Annotated in this window: 21 protein-coding genes; 11 read left to right on the forward strand and 10 right to left on the reverse strand. The window is 66.0% G+C overall.

From position 1 onward, the window contains the following. Positions 1-90: 90 nt before the first annotated feature. Positions 91-1,059, forward strand: a complete 969-nt coding sequence (locus tag AC2YJX_RS21350) for a Bug family tripartite tricarboxylate transporter substrate binding protein (RefSeq protein ID WP_487257202.1) — start codon at positions 91-93, stop codon at positions 1,057-1,059. 108 nt (positions 1,060-1,167) lie between these two features. On the opposite strand, the gene AC2YJX_RS21355 is transcribed toward AC2YJX_RS21350, so the two are convergent. Beyond that, on the reverse strand, positions 1,168-1,698 hold the full coding sequence (locus AC2YJX_RS21355; RefSeq protein WP_487257203.1) for a DUF2062 domain-containing protein: 531 nt from the start codon (positions 1,696-1,698) through the stop codon (positions 1,168-1,170). 29 nt (positions 1,699-1,727) lie between these two features. Beyond that, on the reverse strand, positions 1,728-2,708 hold the full coding sequence (locus AC2YJX_RS21360; protein WP_487257204.1) for a TerC family protein: 981 nt from the start codon (positions 2,706-2,708) through the stop codon (positions 1,728-1,730). A gap of 151 nt (positions 2,709-2,859) precedes the next feature. Between AC2YJX_RS21360 and AC2YJX_RS21365 the strand changes: the two genes are divergently transcribed. Continuing rightward, the gene (locus tag AC2YJX_RS21365) at positions 2,860-3,762 is read left to right on the forward strand and encodes a LysR family transcriptional regulator (RefSeq protein ID WP_487257205.1); all 903 of its coding nucleotides are present in this window, start codon (positions 2,860-2,862) and stop codon (positions 3,760-3,762) included. 75 nt (positions 3,763-3,837) lie between these two features. On the opposite strand, the gene AC2YJX_RS21370 is transcribed toward AC2YJX_RS21365, so the two are convergent. From AC2YJX_RS21370 to AC2YJX_RS21390, 5 genes are all read right to left on the reverse strand, one after another. Then, a complete protein-coding gene (locus AC2YJX_RS21370; protein ID WP_487257206.1) occupies positions 3,838-4,566 on the reverse strand; it encodes an alpha/beta hydrolase in 729 nt (242 codons plus the stop codon). Between the two features lie 182 nt (positions 4,567-4,748). Then, positions 4,749-4,982, reverse strand: coding sequence for a helix-turn-helix transcriptional regulator (locus AC2YJX_RS21375; protein WP_487257207.1), 234 nt, complete (start codon positions 4,980-4,982; stop codon positions 4,749-4,751). A gap of 59 nt (positions 4,983-5,041) precedes the next feature. Beyond that, positions 5,042-5,719: an AraC-like ligand-binding domain-containing protein gene (locus AC2YJX_RS21380; RefSeq protein WP_487257208.1), complete on the reverse strand. Its 678-nt coding sequence runs from the start codon at positions 5,717-5,719 to the stop codon at positions 5,042-5,044. An 84-nt stretch (positions 5,720-5,803) separates the two neighbouring features. Beyond that, positions 5,804-7,132, reverse strand: coding sequence for a sulfatase family protein (locus AC2YJX_RS21385; protein ID WP_487257209.1), 1,329 nt, complete (start codon positions 7,130-7,132; stop codon positions 5,804-5,806). Beyond that, complete coding sequence (locus AC2YJX_RS21390) at positions 7,129-8,088, reverse strand: Bug family tripartite tricarboxylate transporter substrate binding protein (protein ID WP_487257210.1); 960 nt, start codon at positions 8,086-8,088, stop codon at positions 7,129-7,131. The genes AC2YJX_RS21385 and AC2YJX_RS21390 overlap by 4 nt, the downstream gene beginning before the upstream one ends. A 117-nt stretch (positions 8,089-8,205) precedes the next feature. Between AC2YJX_RS21390 and AC2YJX_RS21395 the strand changes: the two genes are divergently transcribed. Then, positions 8,206-8,775 carry a MarR family winged helix-turn-helix transcriptional regulator gene (locus AC2YJX_RS21395; protein ID WP_218301538.1) on the forward strand — a complete coding sequence of 190 codons (570 nt, stop codon included), beginning with the start codon at positions 8,206-8,208 and terminating at the stop codon, positions 8,773-8,775. Positions 8,776-8,824: 49 nt separating this feature from the next. On the opposite strand, the gene AC2YJX_RS21400 is transcribed toward AC2YJX_RS21395, so the two are convergent. Then, positions 8,825-9,412: a hypothetical protein gene (locus AC2YJX_RS21400; RefSeq protein ID WP_487257211.1), complete on the reverse strand. Its 588-nt coding sequence runs from the start codon at positions 9,410-9,412 to the stop codon at positions 8,825-8,827. Positions 9,413-9,639: 227 nt separating this feature from the next. On the opposite strand from AC2YJX_RS21400, the gene AC2YJX_RS21405 reads away from it, so the two are divergent. The 3 genes from AC2YJX_RS21405 to AC2YJX_RS21415 all read left to right on the forward strand — a co-directional run bounded on the left by AC2YJX_RS21405 (position 9,640) and on the right by AC2YJX_RS21415 (position 13,427). Continuing rightward, complete coding sequence (locus AC2YJX_RS21405; protein WP_055398942.1) at positions 9,640-11,223, forward strand: MFS transporter; 1,584 nt, start codon at positions 9,640-9,642, stop codon at positions 11,221-11,223. Positions 11,224-11,377: 154 nt separating this feature from the next. Then, positions 11,378-12,490, forward strand: a complete 1,113-nt coding sequence (gene hemE, locus AC2YJX_RS21410; protein ID WP_487257212.1) for a uroporphyrinogen decarboxylase — start codon at positions 11,378-11,380, stop codon at positions 12,488-12,490. A gap of 58 nt (positions 12,491-12,548) precedes the next feature. Continuing rightward, positions 12,549-13,427: a helix-turn-helix domain-containing protein gene (locus AC2YJX_RS21415; RefSeq protein ID WP_487257213.1), complete on the forward strand. Its 879-nt coding sequence runs from the start codon at positions 12,549-12,551 to the stop codon at positions 13,425-13,427. Positions 13,428-13,453: 26 nt separating this feature from the next. Here AC2YJX_RS21415 and AC2YJX_RS21420 read toward each other — a convergent pair whose 3' ends face one another. Then, positions 13,454-13,915, reverse strand: a complete 462-nt coding sequence (locus tag AC2YJX_RS21420) for a NuoB/complex I 20 kDa subunit family protein (RefSeq protein WP_370110892.1) — start codon at positions 13,913-13,915, stop codon at positions 13,454-13,456. Positions 13,916-14,761: 846 nt separating this feature from the next. On the opposite strand from AC2YJX_RS21420, the gene priA reads away from it, so the two are divergent. Continuing rightward, positions 14,762-16,900 carry a replication restart helicase PriA gene (priA, locus tag AC2YJX_RS21425; protein WP_218301534.1) on the forward strand — a complete coding sequence of 713 codons (2,139 nt, stop codon included), beginning with the start codon at positions 14,762-14,764 and terminating at the stop codon, positions 16,898-16,900. A 6-nt stretch (positions 16,901-16,906) separates the two neighbouring features. Here the strand turns inward: priA and AC2YJX_RS21430 are convergent, their stop codons facing one another. Continuing rightward, the gene (locus tag AC2YJX_RS21430) at positions 16,907-17,470 is read right to left on the reverse strand and encodes a midcut-by-XrtH protein (protein ID WP_487257214.1); all 564 of its coding nucleotides are present in this window, start codon (positions 17,468-17,470) and stop codon (positions 16,907-16,909) included. A gap of 123 nt (positions 17,471-17,593) precedes the next feature. Here AC2YJX_RS21430 and AC2YJX_RS21435 point away from each other — a divergent pair, with 123 nt between their 5' ends. The 4 genes from AC2YJX_RS21435 (at position 17,594) to AC2YJX_RS21450 (ending at position 20,286) form a co-directional block, all read left to right on the forward strand. Continuing rightward, positions 17,594-17,869: a cupin domain-containing protein gene (locus tag AC2YJX_RS21435; RefSeq protein ID WP_487257215.1), complete on the forward strand. Its 276-nt coding sequence runs from the start codon at positions 17,594-17,596 to the stop codon at positions 17,867-17,869. Between the two features lie 184 nt (positions 17,870-18,053). Further along, the gene (locus tag AC2YJX_RS21440) at positions 18,054-18,434 is read left to right on the forward strand and encodes a hypothetical protein (RefSeq protein WP_487257216.1); all 381 of its coding nucleotides are present in this window, start codon (positions 18,054-18,056) and stop codon (positions 18,432-18,434) included. Beyond that, entirely contained in the window at positions 18,435-19,241 is an 807-nt protein-coding gene (locus AC2YJX_RS21445) for a hypothetical protein (protein ID WP_487257217.1), read from the forward strand. Between the two features lie 316 nt (positions 19,242-19,557). Then, positions 19,558-20,286 (forward strand): hypothetical protein, encoded by a 729-nt coding sequence (locus AC2YJX_RS21450; protein ID WP_121508399.1) that lies wholly within the window; start codon positions 19,558-19,560, stop codon positions 20,284-20,286. Positions 20,287-20,340: the final 54 nt, after the last annotated feature.

Genomic DNA, 20,340 nt, shown 5'->3' on the forward strand with positions numbered 1-20,340 from the left:
ACCTTTTTTACCCCACAGCTCCAGCACCGCGCAGATGGTGCAAGGCCCGGGCTTTGCCTTGATTTTTTGACAACACCACGGAGACAACACATGCAGCGCAAACACTTCCTCGCCACCCTTGCCGGGTTGGCCCTGGCCACCACCCTCCCCCTGGCCCACGCCCAGGACACCAAACCGCTCGAATGGGTGGTGGGCTACGCGGCAGGTGGCGGCTCAGACATCGTGGCGCGCACGATTGCCGAATCGATGTCGGCGACGCTGGGCCGCCCCATCGTCATCAACAACAAGCCCGGCGCGGGTACCAACATTGCCGCCGAGTACAGCGCCCGCCACAAGGACTACGGCAACCTGATGTTCTCGGCCGACTTCGCCACGCTGGCGGCCAACCCGTTCTTGTTCAGCAAGCTCGCCTACAACGCCGAAAAGGACTTCCAACCCGTGGGCCTGCTGGTGCGCTTTCCGATGTTCCTGGTGGTGTCCAACAACGTGCCCGCCAAGAACCTCAAGGAATTCATGGCCTGGGCCAAAGGGATGCCCGATGGGGTGAACTGGGCGTCCGCCGGGCCGGGCAGCCCGCACCACCTGGTAGGCGAGCTGTTCCGCGAGCAGAGCGGACTCAAGCTCACGCATGTGCCGTATCGCGGCGCAGCACCGGCCATCCAGGATGTGATCGGCGGCCAGGTGCCCGCGATGTGGATCGACAGCGCCACGGTGTACCCGTTTCTCAACGGCGGCAAGGTCAAGGCCATTGGCGTGGCCAGCCCGCAGCGCGTGACCACCATGCCCGATGTGCCCACGATTTCAGAGCAAGGCCTGCAAGGGTTTGAAGGCTTTGCATGGCAGGGCCTGGTGGTGCCCGCGGGCGCATCAGCCGATGTGGCCGCGAGTTTCAGCAAGGCGCTGCAGACGGCCCTGGCCGACACGCGCACCAAGGCCCGGCTGCAGGCCCTGGGTGTGGAACCCATGCCCGGCACGGCCGCCCAGATGGGCAGCTTTGCGCGTGCCGAGCGGGAAAAGTGGGGCCGCGTCATTACGAAGGTGGGCGTGAAACTCGATTAACTCCCTGAACGGCTGCGCCGGTTTCCCCCGGAGGCGACGCCACCCGTGGCCTGGCGGCGCCAGTTCCACGGTGGCGCAGGCAAATGCCACGCTCCTGTCGCAGGGCACTCAGCGGCTGCGTGCCAGCCGCCGCTTGCGCTGTAGGGCGGGCGCCAGCCACAAAAGTTGCACCGTGGCATAGCCCAGCGCCGCCATCACCAGGCCCAGCGTGGGCAGGCCCACCAGCAGCGGTGTGCCCAGGGCCTGCATCCAGGCGCCCAGCGCCTGCACCGAGAAGTCTCCGCCCGGCACCACGCTGCTCCACGCGGGCAAAGTCTGGGTGCCCGGCATCACCAACGCGCCCACATAGAAGGCCAGTGCATACAGCGGCACGGTGGTGAGCGGGTTGGTATAGAACGTGGCCACCCCGCCCGCCACGATGTTGCCGCGCAGCCATGCGCAGACCAGCAGCGTGCCCGGAATCTGCAGCGGCCCGGGGATCAGCCCACAGAACAGGCCCGCCGCCACCCCACGCGCCAGGGGCTGGCGCTGAAAGCGAAACAGCTCGCGCCGCTCCAGCCAGGGGCGCAGGCGGATGAGCCAGTCCCGGTCCAGGTGTGCGCGGGCGCGTGGCTCCAGGGCGCGCAGCCAGCGGCGCATTGAACAAAGCATCTGGCTTACCACTGCACTCAGTCCTTGCGCGGCAGGGCCGGAGCGCCATGGGCGCTTTCGCCCGAGCTGCGCAGCGACAGGAAGATCGAGCCAGCAATCAGCGACGCCGTCACCAGCAGCGCATAGCCGATCGGGATCTTCACAAAGTCGATGAGCAGCATCTTGCCGCCAATGAACACCAGCACCAGCGCCAGGCCATAGGCCAGCAGGTGGAAGCGGTTGGCAAGGTCAGCCAAAAGGAAGTACAGCGCACGCAGGCCCAGAATGGCAAAGATGTTGGCCGTGAGCACAATGAACGGGTCGCTGGTGATCGCGAAGATGGCCGGGATGCTGTCCACCGCAAAGATGATGTCGGTGGTGCCGATGAGCACCAGCACCACAAACAGGGGCGTGAAGTGCTTGACGCCGTTGATCATGGTGGAGAGCTTCTCGCCATCGAACTGGTCGGTGATGCGAATGCGCTTCTTCAGGAACTTGAGCACCGGGTTGGTGGCGATGTCGGGCTCCTGCCCGGCGGCAAACCACATCTTCACACCCGTGACGACCAGGAACGCACCAAACACATACAGCAGCCAGTGGAAGGTGGCCAGCAGCCAGGCGCCTGCCAGGATCAGCAGCGTGCGCAGCACGATGGCACCGATGATGCCGATGATGAGCGCACGCTTCTGGTACTGCGGCGGCACCGCGAAGTAGCTGAACAGCATCAGGAAGACAAAGATGTTGTCCACCGACAGGCTCTTTTCGACCAGATAGCCGGTGATGAACTGCATCGACACCGTGTTGGCCACCTCGCGGCCCTGGCTGCCGTCCAGGTACCACCACAGGATGGCGACGAACACAAAGGCCAGCGAGAACCACAGCAGGCTCCAGCGCGCTGCCTCGCCCATGGTGACCTTGTGCGCCCCCTGGCGCTCCATGACCAGCAGGTCAACGCCAATGGCGATGACCACGAAGACGGCAAATCCCGCCCACATCCACCACGTTCCGATCGTTTCCATCAAGTTTCTCCAAAGATGCCCTCACACGCCCAGGCACGCTGGACGCCCAAGCCCCGGACTGTAGGGGCTGGGGTACTTCTTTAAAACCTGTGATCACAGTAGTATTGGTTCGGTTTTTACGAACCAACCGATTCATCCAAGAGGGATGCCCATGAGCCAGAGCTTCAACTACCGCCATCTTTTCTACTTCTGGGTGGTCGCCAAGGAGGGCGGCATCGCACGCGCCGCCGAGCGGCTGGACATGGCCGTGCAGACCATCAGCGCCCAGGTGCGCGAGCTGGAAAAATCGCTGGGCGTGAGCCTGCTGCGCACCGAGGGCCGCAACCTGGTGCTGACCGACGCGGGCGTGGCCGCGCTGCACGAGGCGGACCACATCTTTGCGCTGGGCGAGCTGCTGCCCGTGCGCGTGCGCGAGGCCGCCAGCGGCCAGACGCTGCGCCTGAACCTGGGCATCTCCGACGGCATTGCCAAGCTGGCCGTGCACCGGCTGCTGACCCCCGTGCTGGACGAGCCGCACCTGCGCCTGCTGTGCCACGAGGGCGAGTTCCAGCCCCTCTTGGGCGAGCTGGCGCTGCACAAGCTCGACGCGGTGCTGGCCGACCGCGCCGCGCCCCCCAACCCGGCGCTGCGCACCACCAGCCAGTTGCTGGGCAGCAGCGCCATCGCCTGGTACGCGCCGCCGCTGTGGGCCGAGGCGGCGGCCAACAACTTCCCCCACAGCCTGGCCGTGGTGCCCGTGCTGCTGCCCACCGACCACGCCGCCATGCGCGCGCGCATCGACCACTGGCTGGAGCGCGAACGCATCCGCCCGCGCATCGCGGGCGAGTTTGAAGACAGCGCCCTCTTGAGCACCTTTGCCGCCACCGGCATGGGCGTGATGCCCGCGCCGGTGTCGCTGGGCGAGCACCTGGCACAGACCCACGGGCTGGTGCAGGTGGGTACCGCACCCGACGTGCAGGAGCAGTTCCACCTGATCTACAGCGCCCGCAAGGTGATGCACCCGCTGCTCACGCGGCTGCTGGAGGCGGGGAGCAGCGGATCACTCCTGAATTGATAGCAATCAGCGCTTACCCAGCAGGCGCAAGAGGCCAAAAGCCTTGTAGTCAGCGCAAAAAAGCTCTGGTTCCCTTCAGTCGCGCCCTGCCCGCTCGATGTGCAAGGCAGCCGATGCCGGGTCGGAAAAGCACAGCTCATGGCTGCCCGGGCACTCCACCAAGCGGAACAGGCCCAGCCGCTCCGACAGGCGCGGGTGCCAGGGCAGGCTGTGCGGCAGCGCAGTGTCCTGCTGCGCGTTGAGGTAGCTCTTGCCCACCTCCAGCGCGGCCAGCGGCACGGGCAGTTGCGCGGGTTCGGTGAAGGTGCGGTAGGGATGGGGGTTGAGCAGCGCGTAGGTGCTTTGCGCCAGGGCCTCGTCGGCATCGTTGATGAAGGCCTCGCGCCAGATGGGGTACGACAGCATCACGGCATTGCCACTGCTGGCCGCCACCTGGTCGAACAGCGCGCGGTAATGCGGCGGCACCAGGTCGTTCAGGCATTCGCCTGGCTGCGGCACGAAGGCGTTCCAGTACACCAGACGGCAGATGCGCCCAGGCAGACGCGCGGGCATGTGGCTGATGACCATGCCGCCGTAGCTGTGGCCCACCAGGCGCACGTCGGTCAGGCCCTGGCCTTCGATGAAGGCCGCAAGCGAATCCACCGCGTCGGCCAGGCCCGTGGCCGCGCGGTCGTCGCCAGGGTTGTTGCCCGCGAGCGTGGGGCAGTGCACGGCGTGGCCGCGCGCCCGCAGGTGCGTGGCGGTGGCTTCCATTTCGGCGCCGGTGTGCCAGGCGCCATGGACCAGGACATAGGTATCCGGCATGCGTGTCTCCTTGGGGTTGTGTTGCTGGACCGGGCGATCCGCCCTGCCGCTACCTTAGAAACACCTGGTGGCAAGGAATGGCCTGCGCGTGCCAGCCGGCTGTGCTGGGTGTGCCAAAAGCTTCACCGCCGTGTAGCGCGGCAAGGCGAAGCAACAACGACGCGGATGATTTGTAAACGGAATCAGCCGCCACGCCGCCACTGCGCGGGCGACACGCCCATGGCGCGCTGGAAGGCGCGTGCGAAATGCGAAGGGTCCGCAAAGCCGCAGCGCCGCCCAATCTCGCCCACGGCCACATGGGCCAGCTGGGGGCGGCGCAGCAGCTCGCCTGCACGCGCCAGGCGCAGTTCGCGCAACGTGCCCGCAAAGGTGTGGCCTTGCGCCGCAAACGCCCGGTGCAGGGTGCGCAGCGACACGCACGCCTCCTGCGCCAGCGCCGGGGCCGAGAGGCCCGGCTGGTCGATGCGCGCCCGGATCAGCGCACACAGATGGGCATGCAGGCTGCGCGCCGCAGTGGGTGCCGGTGGCTGGGGCGGCTCCAGCGCAGCGCACAACAGCGCCCCAGGTGGTCGGACAGCAATGCTGGCGGCAAGGCCTGCGCCGAGGACGGGTCACGCGCCAGCTGCACGGCCAGCGCCCCCAGGCTCTGGCCCCAGCCCTGGTCGCGCCAGGCCACGCGCGGGCCGGGCGCCTCGGCCTGCTGCAGCCACTGCCCCACCCAGGCGCGCGGAAGCTGCAGCGACACACAGTGCACGCCTTCAGGAAAGTGCAGTTCATAGGGCCTAGCCGAATCCAGCAGCACCACATCGCCCGGGCGCAGATGGGCCAGATGGCCGTCCTGGCGCACATGCCACGCGGTCTCGGCCTGGCCGATCAGGTAGAAGGGCAGCTGGCGGCTGCGCGCAATGCCTGCGGGCGTGCGAAACACGTCCTGGGTGGAGGCCCGCACGCGGTTGATGGACAGCGTCTCCACCGGCAGGCTTTGCAGCTCCCCGCCAAACAGCGGCGCCTCGCGGGAGCTGCAATCCATCTCCAGAAACGCCTCGCAGATCGCGCCCACCCAGTAGTCCAGGCGCGCGGGCGGCGCCACCACGTCGGTGGTCCACTGGCGCACAGCAGCGGGGGACGAAGGCGCGAAGGCGGCGGCGGGCATGGCGCCCAATCTACCGGCAAGCGGGGCGGGCAGGCAACAGGGCAAGCCCTCCCGCCCACACTCCTGACGACCTGCCCGCCAGGCTCAGCGCTGCGGCATGTCCTTCACCGAATACCCCAGGCTCACCGTGGCATCGTCAGGAATGGCGGGCATGGTCGCATTCCAGGCCTCCCACGCGGCGCGCATGGTCTGCAGGCGTTCGGGCTCCACAGGCGCGCGGTTGGCGCGCTCGCGTTGATCGTCGGCCAGGTTGAACAGGTAGTCGTCGCCGTCCACGCGCAGGTACTTCCACACGCCCTGGCGCATGGCGCGCTGGCCCCGGTGGTTCATGCGCCAGAACAGCGGGGGCTCGTCGTGCAGGCTGGCATCGCGCAGCAGCGGCATCAGCGATCGGCCGTCCAGTGGGTAGTCCACATGCGCGCCGGCCCCTGCTGCGTCGAGCATGGTGGCCGACCAGTCCATGGTCATGCAGGTCTGCGCGCTCACACCGCCGGGTGCGATCACAGCAGGCCAGTGGGCAATCCAGGGCACGCGGATGCCGCCCTCGGTCAGGTCCATCTTGCCGCCCACCAGCGGCCAGTTGTCCGAGAAGCGCTCGCCACCGTTGTCGCTGGTGAACACCACCAGCGTGTCGCGCGCAAGGCCCTTTTCCTCCAGCAGCGCCATGATGCGGCCGATGCCCTCGTCCATGTGGTGGATCATGCGGCGGTAGGTTTCGATGTTGCCGCCGTGCAGGTGGAACAGGTTCGTCTTCACCTCCTGCGCCAGCGCCTCGTCGTCGCGGGTCTCCCAGGGCCAGTGGGGGGCGGTGTAGTGCAGGCTCAGGAAGAACGGCGTGCCCGCCTGCGCGCCCGGCGCCATGCGCTGCACATAGTCGAGCGCGTGGTCGGTGATGAGGTCGGTGAGGTAGCCCTCCTGCTGCTTTTCTTCTTCGCCCAGGTACAGGTCGTGCGTGCCGGTGGAGCTGCAGTGGGTGAAGTAATCCACCCCGCCCGACATGGGACCGAAGAACTCTTCATAGCCCGAGCGCAGGGGCCCGAACGCGGGCGGGTAGCCCAGGTGCCACTTGCCCATCAGCGCCGCGCGGTAGCCCGCTGCACGCAGCAGCGACGGTAGCGTGGGGTGCTCGGGGGGCAGGCCCAGCGTGGTACTGCCCCGGCTCTTGCTGTTGATGGGCTCCTCGGCCGCGCCGCGCAGGCGGTACTGGTAGCGCGCCGTCATCAGCGCAAAACGCGTGGGCGAGCAGACGGGGGAGTTGGAGTAGCCCTGCGTGAGCTTGAGACCGTTGGCCGCTAGTTGATCGAGCACCGGCGACACCGGGCCAAACGCCGCGTCGCGGCCGCCATAGCAGCCCAGGTCGGCATAGCCGAGGTCGTCGGCGACGACGAAGATGATGTTCGGGCGGGTGGTCATGGTTTGAAGCCCGAGCGTTGGACCACCGGGGCCCATTGCGCGCGGTAGGCCTTGAGCATGGCTTCGGTCTGCGCCATGGTCGCCACCACGGGCTCCATCTTGGCGGTCTCGAACTTGCGCTGGGTGTCGGGGTCCTTCATCACTTCATGGATCAGACCAGCCAGGCGCTCGGCCTGCGCCTTGGGCATGCTCATGGGCGCAAAGAACGTGTTCCAGCCGGTGGCGGCCAGGTCCAGGCCGCTTTCCTTGAAGGTGGGGATCTTTCCATCCAGCGCACTGCGCTTGGCACCCGACACCGCCAGGATGCGGATCTTGCCCGCCTCGTGCTGCGGCAGCAGGGTGTCAAACGTGTCGAACGCCACGGGCACCTGGCCGCCCAGCAGGTCGTTGAGCAGAGGCGCCGAGCCCCGGTAGCCCACCACCTCGGCGCGCACCTTGGCGGCGTCGCCCACCATCAGGCCAAAAAAGTGCGGCAGGCTCCCGGTGGCGGGCACGCCGAAGTTGGCCTTGTCGGGGTTGGCGCGCAGCCAGGCCATGAGGTGTGGCAGTTCCTTGACGGGCACGGCGCTGCCCACGGCCACGCCGAATTCGTAGCTGTTGACATGGCTCACGGGGCGGAAGTCGCGCTCGGGGTCGTAGCCTGCATCGGGGAAGACCAGCGGTGCCACCAGCATGACGGCGGGGTTGGCCAGCAGCAGCGTGGGCTGGTGGGCGGGGGCGGCTTTGACGGCCTGTGCCGACAGGCGGCCGCCCGCGCCGGTCTTGTTCTCCACAATCACAGGCGTGCCAAGCTTGCTACCCAGCTTGTCCGCCACGATGCGGGCCACGCGGTCGGTGGAGCCGCCGGGGGCGTAGCCCACCACGATGCGCAACGGGGCTTCCTGCGCTTGCGTGATGGAGGCGGCCAGGGCCAGGGCCAGCGCTATGGCCAGTACCGATGAAAGGGGTTTGCGCATCGTCGAAAAGTCTCCAGGGACAATTGCAGGGCCCTGCACCATCGCGCAGGTTGATGGGCGCACTGTATTGGCCACACAATCGATTGATCTAATCAACTATTGCACGGAAATACCCTGATGTCCGCGCCCACCCCGGCACCCCCAGGCCCCGCCGAGCCGGGCCACCGCCTGACCCATCCGGAAGCGGCCAACGACCTGTTGATGTACCGCCTGAACCGACTGCTGGCCGTCGCGGGCAGCCTGGTGGTGCGGCTGTGCGAAGGGGGCTACGGCATCACGCGGCGCGAGTGGGGGCTGCTGATGATGCTGGCGCAGCACCCGGGCATGCCCCCGGCCGAGCTGGCCCAGCGGCTGGGGCTGGACCGGTCGCGCACGTCACGCGCCATCACGTCGCTACTGGCCAAAAAGCTGCTCACCCGCGATGCGATGCCGGGCGACCGGCGCCAGGCGGTGCTATCGCTCACCCCGGCGGGGCAGGCGCTGCACGATCAGCTGTTCCCCCAGGTGAAGGCGCTTAACCAGGAACTGCTGGCGGGCCTGAACACGGGCACGGTTCAGGCCCTGGACCACGCGCTGGCCGATATGCAAAAACGGGCGGAAGCCCTGGTGGCAAGCCGCACCGATGTGCCGCGCACTTACCGGTTGCGAGGGGGCCGGAACACCTCGCGAACAGACCAAGACTGGTGACGGCAGCGCCACCAACGGTCCTTTCCAAACCCCCTGGAATCGCAGTTTCCTATTTTTCAGTATTTGCCTGAATGTCCATGAGCTGGTTCAAATCAGCTCGCAGCATTCCATTTGGATCCACAGCGGCATCGTTTGCTGAAGATCGGATTCCTGCCGCCGTAATGGCCGCCGTGACATCGGTAATAGAAATTTGAACCTGATAAAGGTTTCCATCATTTGCATACTCCTTGGTGAAAGCACAAACAGCCTCCCCTGGGTCTGCAAAGTAGATGACTGCCGCGTCGGTAGCCCGCTTAGGAATTCGCAAAAAGCTGGAATACAAAGACGCCGGTACAGGGGTTCGTGCTGAACCATTGACATAGTATTCCTCCTCCCAGTCGTCGTTCTGCATCACATAGTTGTATTTCAGCGAGCTGACTTTGAGCATGGGATCACGCCCAGTACCCATCGATTCGGCAAAGATATACAGCACCTTGGTACCACGGTACGACGCCCCATCGTACCCGGCTATAGTGCAAGCGATGGCCTCCAGATTGGTTGCGGAATGAACTCCGCCCGCGCTGATATTTTTGAGATCTGCATGTGCAAATCCAGCCGCACAAATAAACCCCAAAGAAATAATGCTTTTTTCCAACATACCCTCTCCTCCGTCGGTGAATTGACCTAGCCTTGCCACTGCTCTACACAAATAGCTACAACACGCACAAATACTAACAAACGCCCACCTCAGCGTCATCCCCCGTTTTGGGGATTGACTGCACAGGGCAGCACCCAACGGCGGGACGCGTTGGCAAAGGTCGCATCGGTGGGCGTGGCTGCTCCAGTGCATTCCTTCTGGTCCGCCTTTTTCTTTGCCCACACGCCATGTCATCACCCCCGACCTCTTTGTGGAGCCCCCTGCGCCAACCCGCTTTCCGAGGCCTGTGGATCTGCGGTGGCATTTTTTTTGTGGGCAGCGGCATGCAGACCATGGCCGCTGCGTGGCTCATGGTGGAGTTGACGGGCTCGTCGTTCCTGGCGGCGTTGGTACAGACGGCCGTGTTTTTGCCCATGTTTTTGCTGGCCCTGCCTGCCGGTGTACTGGCCGACACCACAGACCGGCGCAGGCTGATATCGGGCGCGCTGATGGCACAGGTGGGCGCCTGTGCACTGCTCACGCTGCTGGTGCTGGGCGGTTGGGGCGGTCCGGCGTCGGTGCTGTTTCTGGTGTTTGTGTGTGGCTGCTGCACGGCGGTGCTGACGCCTGCGTGGAACTCATCCGTCATCGACCCGGTTCCGCGCGACGAGTGGCCCCAGGCCATCACCGCCGTGAGCATCGCCTACAACGCCGCGCGCGCCGTGGGGCCCACGCTGGCCGGGCTGGTGTTTGCGCAGCTGGGTGCGGGCTGGGTGTTTGCCGTCACGGTGACCACAACGCTGGTGATGTGGGAGTCCATCCGCCGCTGGCCGCCCAAGGCACACCCACCGTCCAAGCTGCCCGCCGAGCGCCTGTGGGGCGGCACGCTCAGTGGCCTGCGTTTTGCTTGGCACTCGCGCATCATCCTGGCGCAGCTGGTGCGCGTGATGGCGTTCAGCGCGGCAGGCTCGGCCCTGTGGGCGCTGCTGCCGGTGATCGCGCAGCGCCAGCTGGGCACCGGTGCGCAGGGCTTCGGGCTGCTGATGGGTTGTCTGGGTACGGGTGCCGTGGCCGTGGGCCTGGTGCTGGGGCGGCTGCGCGCGCGCTTTGGCATGGAGGTCATCGTAGGCGTGGGCGGCGTGGTGTTCGCTGCCGCTATGCTGGTGGCAGCGCTGACCAAGGTGGCGTGGGTGGTTTACATCGCCATGCTGTTTGCGGGCGCGGCGTGGATGTCGGCGATGTCCACCTTCAACACCGCCACGCAGGCCAGTGCCCCGCAGTGGGTGCGATCCCGCGCCGTGGCCATGCACATGGTGGCCGCGCTGGGCGCGTTTGCCATGGGCTCGGCATTCTGGGGCGCCGCATCCGACATCGTGGGCCTGGCTCCCACGCTGTATGTGGCCGCTGCGCTCATGGGTGTGGGGCTGCTGCTGGCACGCCCCATGCCGCTGCGCATGGGCGGACTGCACGAAGTGACTCAGGCCACACCGTGGGATGAACTCTTCATCGAGGCTGAGCCTCTGCCCGAGGCCGGCCCCGTGGCCGTGGAGGTGGGCTACCGCATTGCGCCCGGCACCGATGCAGCGTTCCTCGACACCATCAGCCGCATGAAGGCCCCGCGCAGGCGCGACGGCGCCACCTTTTGGCGGGTGTACAAGGACCTGGGTGAACCCTCGCGGTACGTGGAGCGCTTCATCGTTGAATCCTGGGCCGACTACCTGCACCAGCGCGCCCGCGCCACGATGGCCGACCAGGCGCTGGAAACCGAAGTGCGGGCGTTTTTGGCGCCCGGCGAGACCGTCCGCATGTCGCACTACATCGCAGAACGGTGAAGCCCCCCTGAGCGGCTGCGCCGGTTCCTCCGGGAGGGGGACGCCACCCCTGGACCGGCGAAGCCGGTTCCGCGTGCGCTCTGGCTTGATGCGCATCAATTTCTGCCGCCAGGCCGGGTGCCGAGGCTGGCGGTCGGCCTGCGACAATCGCAGGATGACCTTCGCCCCCCTTGCCAACGACACCTTCCTGCGTGCCTGCCGCCGCCAGGCCACCGACTACACGCCCCTGTGGCTCATGCGCCAGGCGGGGCGCTATCTGCCGGAGTACAAGGCCACGCGCGCCCAGGCCGGCAGCTTCATGGGCCTGGCCACCAATGTGGACTACGCCACTGAAGTGACCCTGCAGCCGCTGGAGCGTTTTCCGCTCGATGCGGCCATCCTGTTCAGCGACATCCTCACCGTGCCTGACGCCATGGGCCTGGGCCTGTCGTTTGCCGAGGGCGAAGGCCCGCGCTTTGCCAAAGTGGTGCGCGACGAAGCCGCCGTGGCCGAGCTGGCCGTGCCCGACATGGACAAGCTGCGCTACGTGTTCGACGCGGTCACCAGCATCCGCAAGGCCCTGAACGGCCGCGTGCCGTTGATCGGTTTTTCGGGCAGCCCCTGGACACTGGCCTGCTACATGGTCGAGGGCAAGGGATCGGACGACTACCGCCTGGTCAAGAGCCTGATGTACGCGCGTCCCGACCTGATGCACCGCATCCTGGCCATCAATGCCGACAGCGTGGCCGCATACCTGAACGCCCAGATCGACGCAGGCGCACAGGCTGTGATGATTTTTGACAGCTGGGGCGGCGTGCTGGCCGACGGCGCGTTCCAGGAGTTCAGCCTGGCCTACACCACGCGCGTGCTGGCGCAATTGAAGCGCACCGGCGTGGACGGCACCGACGTGCCGCGCATCGTCTTCACCAAGGGCGGCGGCATCTGGCTGGAAGACATGAAGGACATCGACTGCGAGGTGCTGGGCCTGGACTGGACGGCCAACCTGGGCAAGGCCCGCGCCATCGTGGGCGGCCAGCCAGGAGGCCCGGGCAAGGCGCTGCAGGGCAACATCGACCCCAACGTGCTGTTTGCGCCGCCCGCGCAGATCGTGCAACAGGTGCACAAAGTGCTCGACAGCTTCGGCAAACCCCACACCGACCGCAACACCACCGGCCCCACCCACATCTTCAACCTGGGCCACGGCATCAGCCAGTTCACCCCACCCGAGCATGTGGCGGCGCTGGTAGAGGCGGTGCACAGCCACTCGCGCGCGCAGCGCCAGGGCTGATCCCCCGGGCGAGGGCTCCAGACCGCGCGGCGCACCCGGCAGGGACCAGGTGATGGCAATGGAACAGCCCGTACCGCCGCCAGCGGAGCCACCCACCGGCCCGCAGGCGCTGCCCGCCTCGACCCTGCAAGCCCCACCCGGCGCGCTCGCGGACTGCGTGCGCGCCTTTTTCTGGCGCGACCTGGGCCGCCAGCCGCCCCACACCCTGGCGGACACGCGCGTGCCGCCCAGCCCCTACCCGGGCATCATCTGGCTCACGCGGGGCACGGCCCAGCTCGTGGAATGTACGGGTACGGCCACGGCAGCGGCCATGCCCACCATCACGCTGTCGGGCGCCCACCGCCATCCTTACCACTCGGTCTCTTCCCGCGATGGCGATTCGTTCTGCCTGGCGTTCCAGCCCGGCGCGCTGGGGCTGCTGACCGGGCAGGACCTGGCGCCGCTGACCGACCGCATCACGGACGCGGTGACCTGGTTGCCCGAGGAGTGGCACCCATTCCTGGCAGCCGTCCACGCGGCGCCCGACCATGGTGCGCGCAAGGCGCTGTGTGTGGCCTTCCTCACCCCGCGCTGGGGCGCCGTGGCAGACCGGCACGCCGCCTGGCTGCAGGTGTTGCAACAAGACTGGCAGCGCGGCGCACGCCAGGCCCTGGCCACCACGCTCGGCTGGACGCCCCGGCACCTGCAGCGCCGCACACGGCAACTGGTAGGCCTGCGGCCTGGCGAGATCGAGCGCATGCTGCGGGCCGAACACGCCCTGCTGACCATGCGCGACGGCGATGCGGGTGCGCTGGATGCAGCGCTGCGCCATGGCTACGCCGACCAGGCACACTTCAGCCGCGAGGCACGCAGCCTTTTCGAACGCCCTCCTGCTGCACTCAAGGCCCACACCCAGCAGCCGGGTGACGATGCCGACTGGCTGCTGCGGCGCAGTTGAAGGGGCCGCCGCGCTTTGCGACCGCTTTACCGCTGGATCACACGGGGGCGCTTGATCTTGGCCTGCAACTGCAGGATGCCGTAGAGCAGCGCCTCGGCCGTGGGCGGGCAACCGGGCACATAGACATCCACCGGCACGATGCGGTCGCAGCCGCGCACCACCGAATAGCTGTAGTGGTAGTACCCGCCGCCGTTGGCGCACGAGCCCATCGAGATCACATAGCGCGGCTCGGGCATCTGGTCATAGACCTTGCGGATGGCGGGCGCCATCTTGTTCGTCAGCGTGCCGGCCACGATCATCAGGTCGCTATGGCGTGGACTGGAGCGCGGAATGATGCCGAACTGGTCCAGGTCGTAGCGCGCCATGGCGGCGTGCATCATCTCGACGGCACAGCAGGCCAGGCCAAAGGTCATGAACCACAGGCTGTCGGCGCGTGCGGCCTGCACCACATCGTCCAACCGGGCCAGCACAAAACCATCGCGCTCCATGGAGGGAGCTACTGCAAGGGAAGGAGAAGAGTTGTTAGCCATAGCCGCATCGTCGCCACGCGGGCCAACGTCGTCTTGAAGCAAAGCGACATCGGCCGCCATCACCGGGTACCTGTGACGACACCAGCCCCACCGCACAGCGCCCCGGCAGGCCCTGCGACAATCCTTAGAACCTGTTCAAGATCTTCAGGTGCCGGCGAGCCCGCTTCCAAGGCGCACTTATGCACAAAATTGGAGCATCCAGCGGCCCCGCCCCACCGGAGGTGGCAACTTGTAAAAAAACTTTGCGCAACCGCTAAGTCATTGATTTATATGAATTTAAATCCCCTGCTTTTTTGACAGGCAATCCAGCCAAAGCACGGATTTTCAAGGGCTTGCGGGGCAAACCCAAGGGATATCAACAAAGTTATCCACAGAAATTTTGGATTTCTTACAAATACCCTGTGAAATCAAGCACTTGCAGGCCATATCGAAGAAATGCGTGAACATGACATCACACCGCTAGCACAAAAAGGGGGCCATCTGTCCTCTTGACGAAGCTCTCGTGTCCGACTTATGCACACCAACCGTGATGCGGCGCAACATACGTCCGTCACAACGGCCTAGCACAAAAATTCGTGGGAAATTTCTTCAGATGCTTGATTCATAACGATTTTTTTGCTGTGCCGCATTTCCGGGCAATCTGTTCGCAGCCAGCATTCATGCGGGCTGGCAGGGTGTCCGGACAGGATGTCAACAAAGTTATCCACAGAAAGTCGGGATTACTTGGGCCCCCTCATCAAATCAAGCACTTAGCCCCCAAACCTCCACGCGACCTCCACAAGCTGCTGTAACCCGCCCTCTGCCGTGCCTACCCCCTCCACCATCGTCCAGGTTGCCCTGCACACCCCGTCACACAGCGGCGTGGGCGATCTGCTGAGCTACGCCAGTGAACACCCGCTCGCGCCCGGCACGCTGGTGCGCGTGCCGCTGGGCACCCGCGAGGTGCTGGGCGTGGTGTGGGATATCGACGAGGCCACCGGCGAGTTGCCTGACGGCGCCACGCTGCGGCCGATTGCCGGTGTGCTCGACGGTGTGGCGCCGCTGGACCTGCCTTGGCGCCGCCTGGTGGCATTCGCCGCGCGCTACTACCAGCGCGCCCTGGGCGAAGTCGCTACGGCCGCCTTGCCGCCCCAGCTGCGCGACCTGCGCCCCGAACAACTCGCCCGCCGCCTGCGCCGCCCGGCCAAGGCAGGGGGCGACGCTTCAAATGCTATTGAAAACATAGCACTTACCCCAGAACAGGAGAGCGCTAAGGCCCGAATTTCTGCTGAAAAAGGCCCTTTCCTGCTGTTTGGCAGCACGGGCAGCGGCAAGACCGAGGTGTATTTGCGCTGTGTGCAGGAGATGCTGGAGGCCGACCCCACCGCGCAAGCCCTGGTGATGGTGCCCGAGATCAACCTGACTCCCCAGCTCGAAGAGCGCTTTGTGGGCCGCTTTGCCCCGCGCTTCGGCCCCGGTGCCGTGGTGTCGCTGCACAGCGGCATGACGAACCCCCAGCGCCTCAAAAGCTGGCTGGCCGCTCACAGCGGCAGCGCGCGCATTGTGCTGGGCACGCGCATGGCGGTGTTTGCCAGCCTGCCGGGGCTGAAACTCATCGTGGTCGATGAAGAGCACGACCCCAGCTACAAGCAACAAGAGGGCGCACGCTACTCGGCCCGCGATCTTGCCATCTGGCGTGGGCGCGAGCAGGGCGCCAAGGTCATTCTGGGCTCGGCCACACCATCGCTGGAGAGCTGGTACGCCAGCCGCCCCCCCACGGCCGACGACCCCGAAGGCGGCCGCTATGTGCGGCTGCACATGCCCAGCCGCATCGGTGCCGGCGCCCTGGCGCGTGTGCGCCGGGTGGACATGAACCAGCAACCCCGCCGCACCGTGTTCAGTGCCCCCCTGCTGCAGGCCATCACTGAGCGCGTGGCGCGCGGCGAACAAAGCATGGTGCTGCTGAACCGCCGGGGCTACGCCCCCGTGCTGCACTGCGTGGACTGCGGCTGGAAAAGCGACTGCCCGCACTGCAGCGCGCACCAGGTCTTCCACAAGACCGACCGCACCCTGCGCTGCCACCACTGCGGCTACACCGTGCGCGTGCCCTACCACTGCCCCACCTGTGGCAGCCCCGACATTCACCCCATGGGCCGGGGCACCGAGCAGCTCGAAGAGCAACTGGGCGCCCTGCTGTCCGAAGTGCTGCGGCCCGACCGCACGCCGGCCCGCATCGCCCGCATCGACGCCGACACCACCAAGGCCAAGGGTGCGCTGGAGGCGCAGCTGGCGCAGGTGCATTCTGGTGAGGTGGATGTGCTGGTGGGCACGCAGATGATCGCCAAGGGGCACGACTTCCGGCGCATCACGCTGGTGGCCGCGGTGCAGCCCGATGGCGCGCTGTTCAGCAGCGACTTCCGCGCGGCCGAGCGGCTGTTTGCACTGCTCATGCAGGCCGCAGGCCGGGCTGGGCGCGATGCGGCCTACATGGCCGCGCAAGCGGTGCATGGCACGCAGCCCGAGATGTGGGTGCAGAGCTTTCACCCCAAACACGCCGTGTTCGAAGCGCTGCGCACGCACGACTACGAGGCTTTTGCCGCCCAGCAGCTCAAGGAGCGCGAGGAGGCCGCCATGCCGCCGTTCTCGTACCAGGCGCTGGTGCGGGCCGATGCCCGCACGCAGGAGGTGGCGCAGGGCTTTCTGTCAGCTGCCACCGCCGCCGCCCACGCCGCGCAGCTGCCAGGGCTGCCCGATGGCACGGTCATCCTGTTCCCGCCCGTGCCGCTGACCATCCAGCGTGTGGCCAATGTGGAACGCGCCCAGATGCTCATGGAAAGCAGCAGCCGCGCCACCCTGCAGCGCTTTCTGGCCGCGTGGCAGCCAGTGCTGCAAACCACCCGCAGTCAGCCCGAGCACAAGGGGCTGATACGGTGGCTGGTGGATGTGGACCCGCTCGCGATATGACGCCGGTCAACCGGGCAAACTGTCGTTATAGACCTTGATGTAACAGACTTCGTTGGGCTGCAGCACCAAGCCCACGGTGCATTCCGGCGTGAAGCCCGTGGGAGGAAGCACAACCAGTCCGGATATGACGCTGACGCCGGTCACCCGCTGCGCGCGGTCCGTCAGGTTCTGGGCGGTATAGATATGAAACAAATCCCCAAAGAAAAGATCGGTGCTGTGGGGAATGTTGGCTACGCCGCCTGTGGCCTGGTCAAAGGCGATCTCCACCGGCGCGGGGGTCGCAATGGCGGGGTGATTCCAGAGGCTCGCTGAGAGCACTCCGCAAACCAGCAGACCCGTTGCCCACGCCTTCAGCGCACGGCCGCCCTGGGCACGCATCGCGTGATAGGCCGCCAGGGCCACCAAAACCGCCATTCCGATCAGCCCCCATTCAGACACCGTGGGCACGTTCGAGGCCGCCAGGGGCGCGTAGGACACGCTACCCATGGATTGCGCGGCTGCGCCCTGCGCCACGAGCAATCCCACCATCGCGACGACACTAGCCCGCGCACCCAACATCACTTGCTTCATTCTGGAATCCCTTTTTTGCGTAAAACAGAAAGTGTTACAAGGGATTACTGAATCGGCAAGCAAGTTATTGCCATGCGCAGACCATCAGCGCTTGCGCAATACTTTCGGCTTCTGGAAACGATCATGACCCCCGACCACTTCACCCACGTTCTTGCCCAGGAAGGCTTTGCCGAGCCAGTACGCGTTGAGCGTGAACCTCATGGCTTTTGGGACAACCATACCCACCCGTTCGAAGCCAAGGCACTGGTGCTGGCGGGCGATATCCGCATCGTCACCGCAACCTCTGAGCGGGTGTATCGGCAAGGTGAGGTGTTTCACCTGCAGGCGAACGAGCCGCATTCGGAGTTTTATGGGCCGATGGGTGTGAGCTACCTGGTGGGGCGCAAGCCGGTGCCCTGAGTGCTGCGGGTGCGCCAATGGAGTGCCGCACACCGTCCGGTGCGCACTGCGGTATCGCAATGCGCTACTGCGGGTAGCCACACGCGGGCCGAGCGCTGAAATCCGGCGCCATCGACGGCACTGCTGGACACATTCCATGGCACGGCCACAGTTCATGCTCCACACACTCGCAATCCCAACCCTGATGCGTTCCTACTACAACCTGCTGCCCCCGCTGTGGCAGACCATCGCCGTCATCGTGGCCACCCTCGCGACCAACTGGATCTGGGGTTCGTGGTTCATCAAAACCAAGGGCACGGGCCTCGCCGCGCTGATGATTTACAGCATCTTCGGGTGGCCGCTGATGTTGGCCGTCACTTACCTCATCCTGGGTTATGCCCTCAAGTTCTGCGGCGGCCTGACCTTGCTGCGCATGGCCATCGTGCTGGGCGTGGTCGGGTTGGGCTTCGCTGTATATGGGGTGCCGGGCGCGTGGAACCTGCTTCTCTGCGCCGCCGTCGCCATCCCCGTTGCGTTTCAGGCCTGGCGCGCGGCACAGGACGATGCCGACCTGGAGAAGCTGTAAATGGCCGTCAAAGAGAAGCCGCCCAGCGGGCTGCTCGACAGTTTTTCGGCACCGCTGTGGGTGCGGCTGGGCTTGACAGCCCCTCGGCCCGTGTGGATCGTCAAGAGCCATCACCGGGGCTATGACTGGATGGCCATCGAGCTCGATCACGGCGGTACGGGCTTCCAGCAAACGCGTGCCACCACCACTGTCTTTGTCGTGTGGCTACCGCACAAGTCCCAGGACTGGTACCTGCCAGGCCACCGCATCACGCCCGAGCAGCAGGTGTGCGTGGACGACACGTGCGTTTACGCTGCGGCACTGGGCCAGCAACCCCGCGTGCGCACCTGGACCCACTGGCTGGACCTGGCCGTGGACGCGGCCGAGGAGGTGATCAGCACCGAAGGCATGCGCCGCGATGAAAGCCCGCAGCAGAAAGCGGAGCGGGCAGACGAAGCCAGCTGGAACCCTACCGACGTCAACCTGGTTTTGCTCTGCCTGGTGTCGATGGCAGTATTCAGCTTTCTGAACGTCATGATGCTGGTCGAGGCGTACGGCGAATGGCAACGGCACGGTGCCATCCTCGTGTGCCATCCGAAGACTTCCATCGGGACCTATCTGCAAGGCTGGAAGGCCGTGGCCTATGCCGTTTCGTTATCGGCACCCCTGCTGATAGCACTCAAGGCGCTGCACACCATGGTCACGCGCGTTCACAGGCCGAATTTTTTCTTTCGACTCTGTTTCGAAGGGCTGATCTGGGTGGGCGCCATGTATGGGCTTCACCACGCCCGGCAGGCTCTGATTGAATCGATGCAGCGGGCTTGCTAGTCCGCCTTCAGCGCTTTTTTGACTGATCGGGTCCCAGGGCTGTCACGTGCCATGGTGGACGGTGCGGACCAATGCACACGCATCCATGCGCCGCCCCACACCATGGAGCGTTCCACCGCCCTGCATCATCCCTCCAGCGCGCGGCGCCCCGGTGCCTGATAAAACTTGCATGCCGCGGACTGACCCCAGATACTGCGGCATCGCACGGCGTCACCTCGGGCCAACTGTGCTGCACGGGCTCGATAGCCCTGGGGTCAGTGCGTGACCGATGCCCCGTGCTCCCGCTTTGTCCCTCCATAGTCAGAAAGCCCTTCCAATGACAGCCATTGTTCGTGCCCTGATCTTGCTGCTCCTCCTGGCGGGGGGAACCGCCGTGCGTGCCCAGAACCTGCTCACCAACGGCAACTTCGAGGCCGGCCTGGCTGGCTGGAGTACCTGGACGGCGCCGCCGGGCTTCTGGGACGGCACCTGGATACACAGCAACGACTGCGATATCTGGGTGCCCACCCAGTGCCCGTTCGGAGGCGCCGGAACGTCCCACGCGCAGAAAAAAGGCAGTGGCGCGGGCAATGCACACGGGGGCCTGTTCCAGACCGTGGCGGTCACCCCCGGGCGGGTGTACCGGCTGCGCGGCGCATGGTCGGGGGGCGTCACGGGCAATGCCGGCGGCAACGCCACCTGGTGGGAAGTGGTGGCCTACGACGGCGCCGTGGGCGCAGCCACCATCGACGCGGCGCCCGGCCCGCTGGATACGCTGATTGCCCGGCGCGACGTGTCGAACCTCGCGCTCAACGGCGTCTTCCAGTTCCAGTGGGAACCCTTTGACGGGACGTTTACGGCGACCTCCAGCCAGGTGACCATCGCACTCAAAACCGGCAGCTTCTTCACCTTCGACGCGGCGGGCTACCACGACGACCTGGTGCTCGAAGAAGTGGCATCCAGCAACATCCCCGTCAACTCGCCCTGGGCGCTGGTGGTGCTTTGCCTGGGGCTGCTGGCGACCGGCGCCTGGATGCGGCGCGGCCCGGGAATGCGACGCGGGTAGAAGGCAGCGCCAAAAATTCAAGCATTTTGGGCCGCCAGCGCTTTATGGAAAAGC

This window comes from Acidovorax sp. SRI_002, from assembly GCF_057586455.1.

Coding starts and splice junctions, on each gene's coding strand:
- AC2YJX_RS21350 (WP_487257202.1), top strand. CDS start 91: ATGCAGCGCAAACACTTCCTCGCCACCCTTGCCGGGTTGGCCCTGGCC.
- AC2YJX_RS21355 (WP_487257203.1), bottom strand. CDS start 1,698: ATGCGCCGCTGGCTGCGCGCCCTGGAGCCACGCGCCCGCGCACACCTG.
- AC2YJX_RS21360 (WP_487257204.1), bottom strand. CDS start 2,708: ATGGAAACGATCGGAACGTGGTGGATGTGGGCGGGATTTGCCGTCTTC.
- AC2YJX_RS21365 (WP_487257205.1), top strand. CDS start 2,860: ATGAGCCAGAGCTTCAACTACCGCCATCTTTTCTACTTCTGGGTGGTC.
- AC2YJX_RS21370 (WP_487257206.1), bottom strand. CDS start 4,566: ATGCCGGATACCTATGTCCTGGTCCATGGCGCCTGGCACACCGGCGCC.
- AC2YJX_RS21380 (WP_487257208.1), bottom strand. CDS start 5,719: ATGCCCGCCGCCGCCTTCGCGCCTTCGTCCCCCGCTGCTGTGCGCCAG.
- AC2YJX_RS21385 (WP_487257209.1), bottom strand. CDS start 7,132: ATGACCACCCGCCCGAACATCATCTTCGTCGTCGCCGACGACCTCGGC.
- AC2YJX_RS21390 (WP_487257210.1), bottom strand. CDS start 8,088: ATGCGCAAACCCCTTTCATCGGTACTGGCCATAGCGCTGGCCCTGGCC.
- AC2YJX_RS21395 (WP_218301538.1), top strand. CDS start 8,206: ATGTCCGCGCCCACCCCGGCACCCCCAGGCCCCGCCGAGCCGGGCCAC.
- AC2YJX_RS21400 (WP_487257211.1), bottom strand. CDS start 9,412: ATGTTGGAAAAAAGCATTATTTCTTTGGGGTTTATTTGTGCGGCTGGA.
- AC2YJX_RS21405 (WP_055398942.1), top strand. CDS start 9,640: ATGTCATCACCCCCGACCTCTTTGTGGAGCCCCCTGCGCCAACCCGCT.
- hemE (WP_487257212.1), top strand. CDS start 11,378: ATGACCTTCGCCCCCCTTGCCAACGACACCTTCCTGCGTGCCTGCCGC.
- AC2YJX_RS21415 (WP_487257213.1), top strand. CDS start 12,549: ATGGAACAGCCCGTACCGCCGCCAGCGGAGCCACCCACCGGCCCGCAG.
- AC2YJX_RS21420 (WP_370110892.1), bottom strand. CDS start 13,915: ATGGAGCGCGATGGTTTTGTGCTGGCCCGGTTGGACGATGTGGTGCAG.
- AC2YJX_RS21430 (WP_487257214.1), bottom strand. CDS start 17,470: ATGAAGCAAGTGATGTTGGGTGCGCGGGCTAGTGTCGTCGCGATGGTG.
- AC2YJX_RS21435 (WP_487257215.1), top strand. CDS start 17,594: ATGACCCCCGACCACTTCACCCACGTTCTTGCCCAGGAAGGCTTTGCC.
- AC2YJX_RS21440 (WP_487257216.1), top strand. CDS start 18,054: ATGCGTTCCTACTACAACCTGCTGCCCCCGCTGTGGCAGACCATCGCC.
- AC2YJX_RS21445 (WP_487257217.1), top strand. CDS start 18,435: ATGGCCGTCAAAGAGAAGCCGCCCAGCGGGCTGCTCGACAGTTTTTCG.
- AC2YJX_RS21450 (WP_121508399.1), top strand. CDS start 19,558: ATGACAGCCATTGTTCGTGCCCTGATCTTGCTGCTCCTCCTGGCGGGG.